This is a genomic window from Halalkalibacillus halophilus DSM 18494 (assembly GCF_000423105.1).
GTDB classification, from domain to species: domain Bacteria; phylum Bacillota; class Bacilli; order Bacillales; family Alkalibacillaceae; genus Halalkalibacillus; species Halalkalibacillus halophilus.
Map to the genome: position 1 here is coordinate 461,917 of NZ_KE383978.1, position 16,311 is coordinate 478,227.

14 protein-coding genes are annotated in these 16,311 nt (G+C 37.3%); all 14 read left to right on the forward strand.

Going from position 1 to position 16,311, the window contains the following annotated elements; genetic code table 11:
* Positions 1-206: 206 nt before the first annotated feature.
* The 14 genes from proC (at position 207) to G532_RS0114010 (ending at position 16,307) form a co-directional block, all read left to right on the forward strand.
* Positions 207-995: a pyrroline-5-carboxylate reductase gene (gene proC / locus G532_RS0113940; RefSeq protein ID WP_027965347.1), complete on the forward strand. Its 789-nt coding sequence runs from the start codon at positions 207-209 to the stop codon at positions 993-995.
* Positions 996-1,064: 69 nt separating this feature from the next.
* Positions 1,065-2,858, forward strand: coding sequence for an SLC13 family permease (locus tag G532_RS0113945; RefSeq protein ID WP_342662665.1), 1,794 nt, complete (start codon positions 1,065-1,067; stop codon positions 2,856-2,858).
* A gap of 97 nt (positions 2,859-2,955) precedes the next feature.
* Entirely contained in the window at positions 2,956-4,104 is a 1,149-nt protein-coding gene (locus tag G532_RS0113950; protein WP_051189194.1) for an exo-beta-N-acetylmuramidase NamZ family protein, read from the forward strand.
* 16 nt (positions 4,105-4,120) lie between these two features.
* Positions 4,121-5,101 (forward strand): GNAT family N-acetyltransferase, encoded by a 981-nt coding sequence (locus tag G532_RS0113955; RefSeq protein ID WP_035513065.1) that lies wholly within the window; start codon positions 4,121-4,123, stop codon positions 5,099-5,101.
* A 32-nt stretch (positions 5,102-5,133) separates the two neighbouring features.
* Complete coding sequence (gene murQ, locus G532_RS0113960; protein WP_027965351.1) at positions 5,134-6,045, forward strand: N-acetylmuramic acid 6-phosphate etherase; 912 nt, start codon at positions 5,134-5,136, stop codon at positions 6,043-6,045.
* Positions 6,046-6,072: 27 nt separating this feature from the next.
* Positions 6,073-7,641: a beta-N-acetylhexosaminidase gene (nagZ, locus tag G532_RS0113965; protein WP_027965352.1), complete on the forward strand. Its 1,569-nt coding sequence runs from the start codon at positions 6,073-6,075 to the stop codon at positions 7,639-7,641.
* 210 nt (positions 7,642-7,851) lie between these two features.
* Positions 7,852-9,180, forward strand: a complete 1,329-nt coding sequence (locus G532_RS0113970; RefSeq protein WP_027965353.1) for an ABC transporter substrate-binding protein — start codon at positions 7,852-7,854, stop codon at positions 9,178-9,180.
* A 146-nt stretch (positions 9,181-9,326) separates the two neighbouring features.
* Complete coding sequence (locus tag G532_RS0113975; protein WP_035513068.1) at positions 9,327-10,196, forward strand: carbohydrate ABC transporter permease; 870 nt, start codon at positions 9,327-9,329, stop codon at positions 10,194-10,196.
* A 14-nt stretch (positions 10,197-10,210) separates the two neighbouring features.
* Positions 10,211-11,056, forward strand: coding sequence for a carbohydrate ABC transporter permease (locus tag G532_RS0113980; RefSeq protein ID WP_027965355.1), 846 nt, complete (start codon positions 10,211-10,213; stop codon positions 11,054-11,056).
* A gap of 82 nt (positions 11,057-11,138) precedes the next feature.
* Entirely contained in the window at positions 11,139-11,996 is an 858-nt protein-coding gene (locus G532_RS0113990; RefSeq protein ID WP_027965356.1) for a MurR/RpiR family transcriptional regulator, read from the forward strand.
* A 231-nt stretch (positions 11,997-12,227) separates the two neighbouring features.
* Entirely contained in the window at positions 12,228-12,614 is a 387-nt protein-coding gene (locus G532_RS0113995; RefSeq protein ID WP_027965357.1) for a GntR family transcriptional regulator, read from the forward strand.
* The gene (locus G532_RS0114000) at positions 12,611-13,489 is read left to right on the forward strand and encodes an ABC transporter ATP-binding protein (RefSeq protein ID WP_027965358.1); all 879 of its coding nucleotides are present in this window, start codon (positions 12,611-12,613) and stop codon (positions 13,487-13,489) included. Before G532_RS0113995 ends, G532_RS0114000 begins: the two co-directional genes overlap by 4 nt.
* Entirely contained in the window at positions 13,479-14,468 is a 990-nt protein-coding gene (locus G532_RS0114005; protein WP_027965359.1) for an ABC transporter permease, read from the forward strand. The genes G532_RS0114000 and G532_RS0114005 overlap by 11 nt, the downstream gene beginning before the upstream one ends.
* A gap of 420 nt (positions 14,469-14,888) precedes the next feature.
* Entirely contained in the window at positions 14,889-16,307 is a 1,419-nt protein-coding gene (locus G532_RS0114010; protein ID WP_027965360.1) for a sodium:solute symporter family protein, read from the forward strand.
* Positions 16,308-16,311: the final 4 nt, after the last annotated feature.

A 16,311-nucleotide genomic window follows, 5' to 3' on the forward strand; every position in this document is an offset into this window, starting at 1 on the left:
ACGAGGTGCTATTCAAGCGGGAAGGGCGACTTGCCGGCAAAAAAGGTAGGTGTTCGGGTGAGTAGCTCTTATTGCCGGCAAACGCTCGGTTACGTATTGTTCGCTCCCACGCAAAAATGCTATTTGATAACGAACTTATTTGTTCTTTTATAAAATTTCTATTAAACTATACTCAACTGATTAAGTTAATTAGAGGAGGTTTTGAATTGAGCAAAAAAATAGGTTTTGTCGGATGTGGCAAAATGGCTCAAGCGATTATAAATGGAATGACTAACTATGGTGGTATAGATTCGGAGAGAATTATTGCTTCTGCAGTTAGGGATGAAACAATTGATCAGGTTCAAGAAAATTTTCATATAGAAATTGGTTCTGATAATAAAAAAGTCGCTCAAGAAAGTGACATTTTATTTTTAGCAGTAAAGCCTTATCTTTATCCGCGTATTATAGATGAAATTCGTAAAGAGGTAAGTAAATCGACGATCATCGTGACGATTGCAGTTGGGGTCAAGTTAAAAGATATTGAGCTTGCTTTCGGGAAAGAAACGAAAATTATTCGTTCAATGCCAAATACCCCATCACTTGTAGGCGAAGGGATGACGGTGTTTAGTCCAAACGATCATGTTTCAGAAGCAGAAATTGCAGAAGTGCACGAGCTGTTTAACGGATATGGGCAAGTAGAACAGGTGGAAGAAAAATTGATGGACGCGATTCCAGCTGTCAGTGGATCGTCGCCTGCTTACGCTTATATCTTCATAGAGGCTTTAGCAGATGGAGCGGTCAAACAAGGTATCCCACGTGAAACGGCTTATAAATTAGCTTCGCAAGCCGTATTAGGTGCTGCGAAAATGGTCTTAGAATCTGGGAAGCATCCTGGGGAATTGAAGGATCAGGTTTGTACGCCAGGAGGTTCCACAATTAAAGCAGTGGATGCACTTGAACAAAATGGTTTCCGCGGAGCCGTGATTCAAGCAATGGATAAATGCTCCGGAAAATAATAGCTTTTCTTTTTACTCCCCTTCTTAGACTTATTTCGATATAATATATACAAACTAATACAGAAGGGGGTGCCACTATTGACTGGTGAAATGATTTTCGTTGCGTTAATGATTGCCATCATGCTTGTTTTTTTATTAATGGAAATTGTTCGACCGGATGTAGTGGTGCTTGTCGTGTTAGGGATTTTTATCGTAACTGGAATACTTACGCCTCAAGAAGCCCTAATTGGATTTTCTAATGAAGGGATGCTTACCATTGCCCTTTTATTTGTGGTCGTTGGAGGCATCCAAAAAAGCGGAATCATTAATCGATTCATGCATAACTGGTTATCACAATCTAAATCACGCATGGGACTGGTAGGGAAATTTTTCGCACCTGTATCCTTTGCGTCTGGTTTTTTAAATAATACTCCAATTGTTGTTACGTTTACACCTGTCATTCGGGAATGGTGTGAGCGAAATAATATTTCCCCTTCCAAATTTCTAATTCCTTTATCATATGTAACAATCCTCGGTGGTACCATTACGTTAATTGGTACATCAACGAATATTATTGTCCATGGCCTGCTTAGAAGTTATGGTTACGAAGGCTTTTCTTTCTTTGAGCTAGCAATCATTGGTGTGCCGATTACGATTGTTGGTTTCGTCTATTTATTCACCATTGGCCTTAAAATTTTGCCTGAGCATAAAGGTTTTAGCCAGCAGGTTCGAGAAGATACAAAAGAATATTTAGCAGAAATGGTAGTGACAGAGGAATTTGCTTATAACAATCGTTCTGTGAAGGCTGCCTTATTTGAACATTTGGATGGTATATATCTCATCGAAATTTTAAGAGGGGAAGAGCGAATTTACCCGGTTCGACCGACAACGGTAGTCCGAGCAGGAGATCAATTAATTTTTAACGGGAAAATTTCAACGATTGCTGACCTTGAGAAGATTAAAGGGTTAGAGGTGGAGACAGGATCTACATTTAAACTTGACGATCTCAAAAAAGAGAATGGAGAAACTCAGTTAGTCGAAGCGGTTATATCGCATGAGTCTTCGTTAATAAATAAAACCATTCGACAAGTTCAATTTCTAACACGGTTCCAAGCAGGAGTAATCGCTGTTCACCGTCAAAACAAATTAATCAAAGGGGAAATTGCCGACATCGTTTTACGTCCAGGCGACGCTCTTTTGTTGCTTACGAATAAATCATTCCTAACTAAGTATGAGCATACAAGCAACTTTTACGTGCTCTCTCCCTTAGATCCACCGAAAGTGTTGCAGGAAGATTTTCGAAAAGGAATCTTCTCCCTAATTTTATTAATAACTATGATCATTTTCGTTTCCATAGGGATGCTGACGATGTTTAAAGCAATGGCATTAGCAGCGATTATTTTATTATTTACAAAAGTAGTGTCTCCAGAGGATGCAAAAGATTATATTCATTTTCCAGTTTTGTTATTAATAGCTGCCGCCATAGGGGTAGGCTCTGCCATGCAAGAAACTGGACTCGCTTCGTTAATAGCAGAAAATCTATTATTATTTGCTGAACCATATGGTATTTTTATTATCATTCTCTTAATCTACTTATTAACTAATATATTTACAGAATTAATTACAAATACCGCCGCCGCAGTTCTAATGATCCCGATTGGATTGGATATCGCCTCCATGTTGAATATGGATCCACTTGGCATCGCGGTCACGATTGCGATCGCATCGTCAGCAAGTTTTATCACACCAATCGGGTATCAGACCAACTTAATTGTTTATGGCCCAGGTGGATATTCTTTCTTCGACTATGTCAAAATTGGCTTCCCACTTAGTATGCTAGTGATGTTTACGACTACGGTTATTGTTTATTTTGTTTGGTTTTAACTAATAGAACTTGAAAAAAGGTTACAATAAATTTAAAATAGAAATGAAATATTATTTCATTTCTATTTTTTTATGGTTAAATAAGGGGTGCTGTCTAATGATCGAAACTGGTCTTGAAAGGTTGAAAAACGGAGAATATCCGGAACTTATTGATAAGAATATCGGCTTGATTATCAATCACACTTCTGTTGATTCTAAGCTCCAGCTTAGTTTAGATCTATTGGTGGAAAAAGGTTATAACATTACTGCTATTTTTGCCCCAGAACATGGGATACGCGGGGATGTAGCAGCTGGTGAAAAATTTGAAGATCAATATGATGAGCATACAGGGGTGCCGATCTATAGTTTATATGGTGAGCAGAGACGTCCTACAAAAAAAATGTTAGGTAAAGTGGATGTACTTTTGTTTGACATACAAGATCTTGGAGTTCGATTTTATACATATATTTATACTTTAGCATATTGCATGGAGGAAGCAGGGAAATTCAGTATACCAGTCTATGTGCTCGATCGACCTAATCCAATTGATGGTATTACGCTAGATGGAAATATTGTTGAAGATGAATATTCATCTTTTGTAGCAAATTATAAACTTTTATTAAGACATGGGATGACAGTTTGTGAACTCGCAAACTATTTCAATGAAGAATTCAAGATGAATGTTGACTTGAAAATAGTGAAGATGAATGGTTGGAAAAGGGAAATGAAATATGAGGACACCGGACTTCCGTTTGTAATGCCCTCTCCCAATGCTACAGGGAAGGATATGATGGAAGTTTATCCGGGGACTTGTTTCATAGAAGGGACAAACATTTCTGAAGGAAGAGGTACGACAGCTCCTTTTCGTTGGATCGGTGCTCCTTGGATGAATGCAGAAATAGTTAAACAAAATTTTGAAGCTCTTAATTTACCTGGTGTCCACTTGCGTCCTGTAACATTTACACCTCTTGCTTCTAAATTTGAAAAGGAAGCTTGCCAAGGAATCGAAGTGCATGTTTTGGATCGTACTCATTTCAAAGCATTTGAAACAGGAATTTTACTTGTTAAAACTATTTATGATCTTTACCCTCAACATTTGAACTGGATTCATACAGAAGGTGAATTGTTTTTTGATCTGCTTTCTGGTACAGATCAAATCCGAAAAAGGATCGAAAATGGGGAAGAACTCACAAAATGGCTATCAAGCTATAAATCTGAAGAAATAAAAGCATTTAAACAAAAACGAGCATCATACTTACTTTATTAGCTTAAGAGGTGAGAAATTGGTAAAAGTTAAATGGGATTTTATTAAGGAAGAGCAAATTGAAAAGATGGTTAGTCTTTGGAATAAGGAGTTAGGTGATACTTACCCAATGCGAAAAGCTCTTTTCTATCAAAATAGTGTTAAAGATGAAAATGTATTCGTAGATGGTTCCTTGTTACTAATGGACGAACAGGATGAAGTAATTGGTTTCATTGTATCTAAATATCCACAAACAAACCGAGCAAAAAAACTCTTGCCTGGTAATGGACAAGTAGGGTGGATTCAAACTCTAATCATAGCTCCATTATACAGACAAAAAGGATATGGAGAGCACTTATTACAACACGCAGAGAAAAAGTTAATGAACCTTGGTGTTACGAAAATTAATATCGGGCGTGATCCATTTCATTACTTTCCTGGGGTACCCTCTCGTTATCCATGTGTACAGAGGTGGTTTGAAAAAAGAGATTATTTACATACTGGAACTGTTTCTGATTATCATCGTGATCTAAAAGAAAATCCAGTTCAGAAACGGCGAGATCCTTCGAATTTAAAAATCCGTACTATTGAGATGGAAGAGTTAAAAGTATTACTAGAATTTATGGAACATTCTTTCCATGGTCGCTGGGAATATGAAGCATGTATATACGCGGATGCCGGGGGAACAGGAAGAGAATACGTTGTAGTTTTTGATGAAAAGGATGAAATGATTGGATTTTGTCGGGTGAATGATCGTGCAAGTACAATTATAGGTCAAAATGAGCAATGGTCTAATTATTTTGAAGATCCCGTGGGTGGAATAGGTCCTTTAGGAGTCATTTCAGAATATCGTGGGCGAGGATACGGGCAAGAAGTAGTTCAAGCGGCAATCGAAGAGCTTGAAACAAGAGGAGTCAGACATCTAATCATTGATTGGACTGTACTTGATTCTTTTTATCGAAAGTTTGAATTCGAACCGATTTGGACGTATCAACAATTACAAAAACAAGTTGAAGTATAGAAATATTTTAATAGAGAGAATTGGTGGTTACCATGACAGAACAAACGATTGCACAGTTAACAACAGAGTCAAGAAATCAACGTACAATCGGTATTGACCAAATGACTATAAAACAGATTGTGAAAATAATGAATGAAGAAGATCAGTTGGTGGCAACTGAAGTTAATCGTGAATCAGCTGCTATTGAATCAACTATTGAAAAAGTTTATCAAGCAATTAAGGGTGGTGGAAGGTTGCTATACATAGGTGCTGGAACAAGTGGGCGATTAGGTATCTTAGACGCATCTGAGTGTCCCCCTACATTTCGAACGGACCCTGAAACAGTGCAAGGTATTATGGCTGGTGGAGAATCTGCAATGTTTCAAGCAGTTGAAGGGGCAGAGGACTCAGAAAGTGCTGGGCGTTCAGATCTTGATAATGTAAGTATTACACACAAGGATATTGTGGTTGGTATAGCAGCAAGCGGAAGAACACCTTATGTTATTGGAGCTTTGAAACATGCAAACAAGATTGGAGCAGAGACAGTAGCATTAACATGTAACAAAGGTTCGGAGTTAAGCAAACATTCCTCGTTAGCAATCGAAATAGAAGTAGGGCCAGAAATCTTAACAGGTTCTACAAGATTGAAATCTGCTACTGCGCACAAAATGGTGTTAAATATGATTTCAACGATAACTATGGTAAAGCTAGGTAAAGTCTATGAAAATTATATGGTAGATGTCCATGCATCGAATGCAAAACTAAATGAAAGAGCTATGAATATCGTAAGTTCCATTACAGGGGTGTCTCTTGATCATGCTTCAGAAACTCTTAAAGAAGCAGAATATGATGTGAAGGTTTCCATCGTAATGATTTTAGCTGGGGTTAATTTTAATAATGCAAAGGGATTATTGCTTGAACACAATGGATTTGTCCGAGATGCTATACGAGCGAGCATGATTTAACGGTTCTCCAGAAAGGAAACGATCACGATGAGCGAATTAGAATTAAGAAGAATGGTAGGTCAAATGATAGTAGCTGGCTTTGAAGTAGACCATCCTGCTGAAATACCAGAATCTATTAAAGACTTAATTGAAAAAGATTTTGTCGGTAATATTATTTTGTTCACACGTAATATCGGGTCTATTCGTCAAGTGAAACAACTAACATACGAATTGCAAAAAACAGCGTCAGAAGCTGGACATGAGCAACCGTTATGGATTGCAACGGATCAAGAAAACGGCATTGTTAAAAGGGTTCATAAAGGAATAACTGAACTTCCAGGTGCCATGTTGATAGGTGCTACAGGAGACACTTCTAATGCATACGAAACGGGAGTCATAACTGGTGAAGAGTTGTTGTCATTAGGAGTTAATTGGAACATGGCACCTGTTGCTGATGTCAATAATAACTCTAACAATCCGGTAATTGGTGTTCGTTCGTACGGTAAAAACCCGCATCATGTAAAATTTTATGCTAATCAAATGGCAGAAGGGTTAAAGCAATCGAATGTATTAGCTACATATAAGCATTTCCCAGGTCATGGCGATACCTCTTCAGATTCACACTTAGGTATTCCGGTAGTTAACCATTCCATTGAACATTTAGAGAAAACCGAATTAGTGCCTTTTTCATATGCAATTACTAATGGTGCTGAAGCAATCATGGTGTCGCATGTTCATTATGATGCATTTGATGGTGAGTCAGAAACACCAGCAACACTTTCTAAATCCATTATAAAAAACTTTCTGCGCAAGAAACTAGAATTTGATGGGTTGGTGGTTACAGATTGTATGGAAATGGATGCCATTAGTAAAACGGTAGGCACTCCTAAGGGGGCGAGTCTTTCCATTCAAGCTGGTGCTGATCTAATTACAATTTCACATAAAACAGACGTCCAAAAAGAGGCAATCGAAATGATTCTAAGTGATCTAAACAAAGGTGAGCTTTCTGAATCAAATATAGAAGAATCGTATCAACGGATCAAACAGGTGAAAGCTCGTTATTTAGATTGGAAGACTACTTTAAACTCTAATCAAAGCTTGGAAGAATCATCATTGAATAGCAAAAAACATCAAAATATAGCAAAGAAAATCTACCAAAGTGGTGTAACCATTATAGGACAAGAACAAGCCCTACCGCTTAAAGTAGATGCAGAGGTCCGTACTTTATTGATTATTCCTAAAGAGATGTCCAAGACAATGGCAGAGGATGGTTTTGATCAATTGGCTACTTTTGTTGAGAAAGTTAAGTTTTTCGAACCTTCCGTTGAGGTAGTATCACATCAAAAAGCCCAATCAAATACCTGTATGGACTATGATCGTTATATCATCATAACTTCCTCTGCAGTTCAGGATGAGGAACAACAAACTTTAATTCATCAATTGAATAACCAGTTTACAAGTATAATAGCTATAGCTGTAAAGAGCCCTTACGATCTTCATATATTACCTGAGGTAGATTTATTTGTTGCTACTTACGAAGCTTCGGTATCCGCACTTGAAATGGCTGCATCAGCATTGTATGGCTATGTAGAGGCAAAAGGAAAGCTTCCAATCTAGCTGTAAAAATTAAATTGTGCAAATGAAATAAAATTTCAGAAAAGTGATTGACTACTGTAATAGAATTTAATATACTGAAGATGGTTTCGATGGCAAACTTTGTTACATTCATTCTAACTGTGTCGAAAATCAGTTATGAAAGCGCTATATTTATACATAAAGAATGTTTGTAAAAAAGTATTTTTTAAAATAAGAGAGGGGATTTATCAATTGAATAAAAAACTTTTACTATCCATTTTTGCAGCAATGTTACTATTGTTTCTAGCCGCATGTGGAGGCGATGACGAAACAGACGAAGGTCAAGAGTCTGCTAACGATGAAGAATCTGGTGAAGAAGCAACAGAAGAACAAGAAGATGTAACAATTGAATTTTGGACAATGCAATTACAGCCAACTTTCACAGATTACATTCAGGGAATTATCGATGATTATGAGGAAGAGAATCCTCACGTTACAGTAGAATGGTTAGACGTTCCTGCTGCTGACTTAGATACAAAAATCTTAGCAGATGTAAGTACAGGTAATGCTCCAGACGTTGTAAACCTAAATCCTACTTTCGCATCTCAACTTGCACAATTAGATGAGTTAGTTGACATGGAAGAAGCGGTAGATCAAGAAGACAAGGATAAATATGTGGAAGGTGCTTGGGAAGCGAATAATCTACATGGCGTTACCTTTGCGATTCCTTGGTATTTATCAACACAAGTTACATTAAATAATGAATCAATCTACGACGAGGCAGGATTAGATATTGACAGTCCTCCTGAAACTTACGAAGAAGCAAGAGAGTATGCAGAAACTGTAAAAGAAGAAACTGGTAAATACGGTTACTTCCCATCTTTAGATCTATCTTTAACGTTACAACACATGGTTAAGATGGGTGCTGATTTAACAAATGAAGATGGTACAGAAGCGGCATTCAATACAGAAGAAGGACTTGAAACGTTTGAATATTTCACAGATCTTTTTGAGAGAGATTTAATCCCTCGTGAAGCACTAGTTGGTGACCAGCGTAACACGATCGATATGTATCAGGCTGGTGAAGTAGCGTTCTTCGCAGGATCTCAGTTTATCTCTCAAATTGAAGAGAACGCACCAGAGCTATATGAAAACACAGTACCTTCTCCAGCAATCACAGGTGATTCTGGTAAGAAAACAATTAGTGTTCAAAACGTAGCTGTACCAAGTCAAACGGAGAATCAAGAAGTTGCAGTTGACTTTGCGTTATTCTTAACAAATGCAGAAAATCAATTTGAATTCACACAGTTAACTCCAATTCTTCCTTCAACTCTTGAAACATTAGAAGACCCATACTTCACTGAAGTTGATGAAGATGCAACAGCAAGCGATTTAGTGCGAATTGAATCAGCTGGTCAATTAGAGGATGCTGAATTACTGGTACCTCCAATGGACAATTACACAGACTTAAATGAATCGATTTATGATGCAATCTCAGCAGCAATGTTAGGTGATATGACACCTCAAGAAGCTCTTGATCAAGCGGAAGAAGAGTGGAATGAAATCTTAGCAGAAGAATAAGGAAAGAATGTAAAGATATTCACTAATAAAAGTTGGGGGATCCCGCATCCCCCACTTTATTTTTTTATTAAATTGTAAAAGTATTTTAATGAAAGATTCTTCATCTTTACATACAAACGCGATGAAGCAATAAAGAGGTGAAATTATTGAAGCAGCATAAGTTAACACCATATTTATTTTTACTACCAGGAAGTGTTATATTAACCGTTTTCATATTCTACCCGATGCTTCAGGCAATCTGGATGAGCTTTACAGAATATAATATGATTACAGATGCTGAATTTATAGGCTTAGAAAACTATGAAAACTTATTTGATAGTGACGTGTTTTGGAATGCATTAACTAATACCTTTATATACTTAATAGGTGTTGTTCCTGCATTAGTTATTTTACCGATTTTCTTAGCAGTTTTAGTGAACCAAAAGATAAAGGGAATTGGCTTTTTTCGATCAGCTTACTACATTCCTGTTGTAATTTCACTAGTGGTAGCTGGTATCACTTGGGATTGGGTCTATCGTGAAAATGGAATCTTGAACTACATATTAGATTATTCAGGAGTAATTGCTGAGCCAATTCCATGGTTAACTTCCCAAGACACTGCGATTTTTGCAGTTATGGCAGTGACTATATGGAAAGGGATTGGCTATTACATGATTATTTATCTAGCTGGTCTTCAATCGATTCCTCATGATTTATATGAAGCTGCTGAAATGGACGGAGCTAATTGGTGGCAGCAAGTTACTCGAATTACGATTCCTATGCTTATGCCTTTTGTGTTAATTGTAACAATTATGTCTACTATAGCTGCAATGAAGGTGTTTGAGGAAATCTATGTTATGACAGGTGGAGGACCTGCTAGAAGTACAGAAACCCTTGTATTCTATATTTACTCAGAAGCATTTGAGAAATTGAATATGGGATATGCTGCAGCTGGTGGTGTAATTCTCTTCTTGATCACACTTGTGATTTCATTAATTAACCTTAAATTTATGGGCAAAGACAGAACGAAAACATAAGGAGGGAATCGAAAATGGCAGTTGAAGCGAAAGATAAGAAATCAATTATGAAGAAAATTTTATTATATACACTACTAGTTGGTGTGGCACTGTTTATGATTGGTCCCTTCATATGGTTATTAGCAACAGCTCTTAAATCACCTGGGGAAAACATATTTCAGTATCCACCAACATTGCTACCGGAAAATCCAACGTTAATGAACTTTGTTCGAGTAATGGATACCTTCCCATTCTGGAGATATTTATTTAATAGCGCAGTGGTAGCGGTTATGACAGTGTTTTTAAATGTATTGTTTTGTTCACTAGCTGCATATCCTCTAGCACGTATGAAATTTAAAGGACGTAATCTTATATTCATATTAGTTTTGAGCACAATGATGATTCCGTTTCAATTACTAATGATTCCAGTTTATGTGATTTCATTGGAGTTAGGATTACAAAATACTTACTTAGGTATGGTCTTGCCACATATTACAACAGCTTTTGGTGTATTTTTAATGCGCCAAGCATTCATTACAATTCCATATGAATTAGATGAATCAGCTCGTATGGATGGTGCAAACGCCTTTCAAATTTGGAGAAAGATATTAATGCCATTAGTAAAGCCCTCTATGGTTACGCTTGCGTTATTTACGTTCGTTTCGGCATGGGGAGACTTCTTATGGCCATTAATTATTGTTAGTGATCAGAGTATGTATACACTACCATTAGGTTTGAACATGCTATCAGGCACATTTACTTCTGACTGGCGATTAATCGCAGCAGGGGCTATTATTTCTATGCTTCCAATTATTATTATTTTCCTTGCTTTACAGCGATTCTTCATCAGTGGAGCGATGAAGGGTGCCGTTAAAGGATAGGTACTTTGGCAAAATATTTGCAATATGTTTATAATAATAATGAATTAGATGTAAATGGAGGTTTCTTGAAAGGAGCAGTTGAATGACACACTTAAAGGGTGGATTAGTCATTTTAAAAGAAATGGCTGATCATTTACCCCCTTCTGAACAGAAGATTGCAAACTATATTTTAAAGAACCCTGAGGCATCGATTATGTTAACAGCTTTGATGCTTGGTCAAAAGAGTGAGACAAGCAGTGCAGCCGTGATTCGAATGTGTAAGTCGCTTGGATTTAAAAGTTTTCAGGAGTTAAAGCTACGAGTTGCCGGAGACTTGCAGGTAGAAAGTTCAACAGAATATCGAGATATAGAGCCGAATGAAAGTAACCGGGAAATTATCGATAAAGTAACATCGAATACATTACAAACCATTAAAGACACCGTAGATATTTTAGATGTGAAAGAGCTGGAACAGGCAATTTCAATACTTAGAGAAGCATCTTCCGTTACGTTTGTTGGTTTTGGTGCTTCTTATATTGCGGCCATAGATGCAGAGCAAAAGTTTGTACGAATTAATAAGAATGCTCAGGCATTTTCTGACTTGCATATGGCGGCTACTTCTGTTGCGAATAAAGGAAAAGAAGATGTCGTCGTTGGCATATCATTTTCTGGTAATACAGTGGAAGTAGAAAAGGTTCTACGCCTAGCAAAAGGAAAAGGTGCGAAGACAATCAGTATTACGAAATATGGAAAGTCGAAAATCAACGAGTTATCCGATTTAAGTCTATACACTTCTGCTGCGAAAGAAGCGACTTTTAGAAGTGGGGCGACAAGTTCAAGAATTGCGCAGCTACATGTCATTGACATATTGTTCATGTGTCTTGCCTCCGCTCAATATGAAGAAACGATTGAGCACTTAGATGAAACGCGAGAAGCGATCTCATTTATTAAAGAAGATTAAATAGGAAATCCATCAGCTACTTTGGCTGGTGGATTTTTTTATGAAAATAGTAATGAGTAGAACATTTCCAACAATGAGTAGAACGTGTTCAACAATGAATAGAACTTATTCAACAATGAGTAGAACCTCCGCTCAAAGCAAGTAGAATGTACAGTTTCTTATTAAAAAAAGTGTTGCAAGTGTATTAGGTAATGTAGTACACTTGATACAGTTGAAAACGAGGTGATTTTGATGCACATTATGTTAGATCCAACGAGCCGTCAGCCGATCTATGAGCAAATCGTTCAACAAGTGAAGGCCAGGGTCTTGCAGGGAGTGGTTATTGCCGGAGATAAAGTTCCTTCTGTGAGGGAAATGTCCGCAGAATTGACTGTGAATCCTAATACAGTAAGTAAAGCTTACAAAGAGTTGGAGCGTGAAGGTTTATTTATTACGTTTCGTGGAAAGGGTACGTTTGTCAGTGAAAATGTCTTACAGCTTGTGCAAAAACGCGAGGTGAAAAGTTTGAAGTTGCAAACGGAGAAACTAGTTCAGTCTGCGCACGATGTCGGAATTGAATCTACTGAAGTGAAGAAGTGGGTAGAAGCATTTTACAAGAAAGTAGGGGAGAAAGAATGATTGACGTGAAAGATATGTCTAAAACGATACACCAAACAGAGATCTTAAAAGATGTTCATTTTCAAGTGCATCCAGGTACCGTTACTGGAGTTGTAGGACGAAATGGAGCGGGGAAAACAACCTTGTTACGTTTAATCTCAGGAATTTTAGAACCTTCAACAGGGGTTGTAGAGGTTAATCAAAATAATGTATTTAAAAATCCTGAGGTGAAACATAATATAGTATTTGTTCCGGATTCCACAGATGCATTAAAAACTTACAGCATTAAAGAGATTGTTAAATTCTATCAAGTAGTTTATCCGAATTTTGATGAAGATTATTATTATGGTTTATTGGAGCGATTTAACTTTAAGAAAACAGGTAAAATCAAACAATTCTCTAAGGGGCAAAAAGCCCTGTTCTCTTTAATTTTAGCCTTTTCAACGAATGCAAGCTACATCCTGTTAGATGAGCCAACAGATGGATTGGACGTCATCATTAAAAAACAAATCTTGCAATTTATTGCTGAACAGGTTTCAGAGAAGGATGTCGCGGTCATTATTTCTTCTCACCGTTTAGATGAGTTAGAGCGCATGGCGGATCATATTGTCGTATTAAAAGATGGGGCGGTCGATTCAGAGATGTCGATGGATAATCTAAAAGAGCAATATCGAAAAGTACAAATAGCTTATCAGCAAGAGTTTCCTAAACATATTGAAGAACGGGTTGAGGTGCTCACTCATACAGGGCGGGTAGCCGTTGTATTGATGGGGGCAAATGACCATGAAACAGAGGCCCTTATTCAAGAAGAAGGACCAATTCTTTTTGAAGACTTACCTCTTACGTTAGAAGATATTTTTGTAGCTAAATTAGGAGGTGAGCTGTATGTTTCCTAAAGCGTTGTGGATGAAAGAATGGAAACACGCATCCGTTATTTGTTTTTCTTTACTGTTAACATTCATTGTGGCCTACCCTGTCATGATTGGAACACAAATGGATACTTGGCGTGGCATGATGGAAAATGATCCTGAGATGTGGCAGCAAGTACAATCGAGTTATGTGAATATGGCTTTTGGTTTAACTTTCCTTACAGTCATTAGTGTAGTTGTTATTATTTTATTAGCAGGATTTTTAATCGGGCTCGAGAAAAATACAAAACGCCATGACTTTACGATGGCACTGCCTTTTTCAAGAGCTAGCATGTTTATCACGAAATACTTATTGGGATTAATCACCATATTGGTCAGTTACAGTGTGGCGTTTTGGTCCGGTTATTTGGTTGTTTATCAGTCAGAATTTCAAGCTGTATTATCTGAACTGAACGTTTCCCAAACATATTTATCACCTTTACTCGCATTTTTTGTTATATACTCATTTGGAATGATGATTGGAACAATTAGTGGAGAAATGAAATCTCAGCTCGTATTAACATTTATCTTTCTTATATTCCCACAAGGAATTTTTATGTTGGTCTATGGACTGTTTTTTGCACACGGGGTTAACATGGATTCGACCTATGGAAATGAATTTGTATTTAGAGATATCTTTTGGTTTAGTTATCTTGATCCAGTTCAATTTGATATTAATCTAATTTATCCATTGGTTGGAGGAATCTTGTTTACGGGAATCGGACTGTTCTTGTTTACAAAAACGCAGTCCGAATATAGTGGTGAGTTCCTAATGTTTCGTCATTTACATCCTGTATTTGCGATTGGGATTCCGATCTGTACTGGTCTTTTCGGTGGATACATGTTGTCAGGTATGGTAGCCTATAATGCCTCTTCTGTTGTGATGATCAGTATGTATTGGTTAGGATTTATAATCGGTATCACTTTCGCATGGTTGATTACAAGGAAGTTATTGAAAAGAGCTTAATAGGGAAGGAGTCAGCATAGTCGTGCTGGCTCTTTTTTTAATAGGTTGGCGACATGGTATTGTAGTTACAATCCGGCGATCAAGTGCTCTAATCAGGTGAGAGAATTGTTATGCCGGCAAGGGAGCGAGTATACGGGTGAAGATTTCGCTATGCCGGCAAAGGGAGGCTCCAATCGGGCAGAAACGTTGCTATGCCGGCAAACTCAAAAAAGGGTTTGCATTCAACGTGAAGTGCAAGCATTAATATATGTGTCAAGTCTGCCTGGTCGCGATAATCATTCAAATATCTTCTTATAAAGCTATTAGAGTGGAGTTCGTTCGACAAAAATCGATATTTCTTCTGAATATTCTACATTAATCATTCGAAATAAAGGCTGGAATAGCGTAAAATGGGTTCATTAACTATAGGAGGATTCATGCATGAGTTGGTATATTGGGTATTTTATTGTTTATTTTAGTTTTGTATTTGGAATTGGAATTTATTATTTCTTTAAGGTTAAAAATTCAGATGATTATTTAATTGCTGGGTGGAATATGGGCTTCTGGCCGATTGTTGGTACAATCATTAGTACTTTTTGTGGTGCAGCAGTATTCATAGGTTGGGTGGGTATGGGATTCACTGTCGGGATGACAGGATTTTTTCAATTTGCGCTACCAGCGTATGTGTTTACATTAATTTTAGTCGTTTTCTTTGCAAAACAGCTTAGAAGGCAGAAACTGTATACTTTAGCTGATCTATTTAGTGAAAGGTTTGGAGGCAAGTTAGGTGTCTTTCCTTCTGTGTTATCTGCATTTATTTATTCGGTTCCAACACTAGCCTTACAGATTGTTGGTATGTCGACGGTATTTAATATTGCTTTCGGTTTTTCCCCTACAACTGGCTTGTTGGTTTCGTTTGCATTAATTTTAGGCTTTACGATATTAGGTGGATTACCTGCAACAATTATAACGGACGCGATTCAATCGATTATTTTAACAGTTGGAATTGTTGTCTTATTTATCGCTAGTTTAAATTACAGTGGAGGTTTTTCAGAAGTACTTGAAAACACTCCGGTTGATTACTTAACACCATTTGGACAAGAGGGTGCATTTGCCGTACTCGTCTTCGCTTTATCAGTTGGTCCGTTCTATTTAATTTGGCAATCTACATGGCAGCGAATTTTCGCTTCTAAATCAGAAGAAGTAGCTAAAAAAGCAGGGATCACAGCGATTGCTATTGGTACAGCAATATCTATTTTGCCGTATGCAATTGGGGTCATGGCACGTCGTTATGTCCCGGCTGATATTGATCCGGACTTGATATTTTCTTATGTCACGGTGGAGCTACTACCACCGATGATTGGTGGACTTGTTTTAGTCGGCTTATTATCTGCCCTAATGACAGGTGCGGATTCGTTTATTTTACAAGGTAGTTCGAATTTGACCCAGGATTTATATGCAAGATTAATTAACCCTCACGCAGACAATAAGAAAATGATGTTTGTATCGCGAATTAGTGTGGTTATTATTGCGGGGCTTGGCCTCATATTAGCGTTTATGGTTACAGATATTATTACGTTGTACCAGTGGGCATTAAGGTTATCTGCGGTTACTTTAGTTTTACCGTTCTTAGCCATTATGTTCTGGAGAGGTGTTACGACTAAAGGTGTACTTGTTTCCATGATTGTTTCTGCAATCGTTACAATCACCTGGCCGTATTTAAACACGCCAATTGATGAAACGTTAATAGGTTTCGGTACTTCCTTATTTTTACTTGTGATGGTTAGTTTAGTTACGGATCACTCTAAGAATGAGAATATAAAAGCTGTATATTATGAGAACTTTAATACAAGAAATTAAAGGT

Coding starts and splice junctions, on each gene's coding strand:
- nagZ (WP_027965352.1), top strand. CDS start 6,073: ATGAGCGAATTAGAATTAAGAAGAATGGTAGGTCAAATGATAGTAGCT.
- G532_RS0113995 (WP_027965357.1), top strand. CDS start 12,228: ATGCACATTATGTTAGATCCAACGAGCCGTCAGCCGATCTATGAGCAA.
- G532_RS0113990 (WP_027965356.1), top strand. CDS start 11,139: ATGACACACTTAAAGGGTGGATTAGTCATTTTAAAAGAAATGGCTGAT.
- G532_RS0114010 (WP_027965360.1), top strand. CDS start 14,889: ATGAGTTGGTATATTGGGTATTTTATTGTTTATTTTAGTTTTGTATTT.
- murQ (WP_027965351.1), top strand. CDS start 5,134: ATGACAGAACAAACGATTGCACAGTTAACAACAGAGTCAAGAAATCAA.
- G532_RS0114005 (WP_027965359.1), top strand. CDS start 13,479: ATGTTTCCTAAAGCGTTGTGGATGAAAGAATGGAAACACGCATCCGTT.
- G532_RS0114000 (WP_027965358.1), top strand. CDS start 12,611: ATGATTGACGTGAAAGATATGTCTAAAACGATACACCAAACAGAGATC.
- G532_RS0113980 (WP_027965355.1), top strand. CDS start 10,211: ATGGCAGTTGAAGCGAAAGATAAGAAATCAATTATGAAGAAAATTTTA.
- G532_RS0113950 (WP_051189194.1), top strand. CDS start 2,956: ATGATCGAAACTGGTCTTGAAAGGTTGAAAAACGGAGAATATCCGGAA.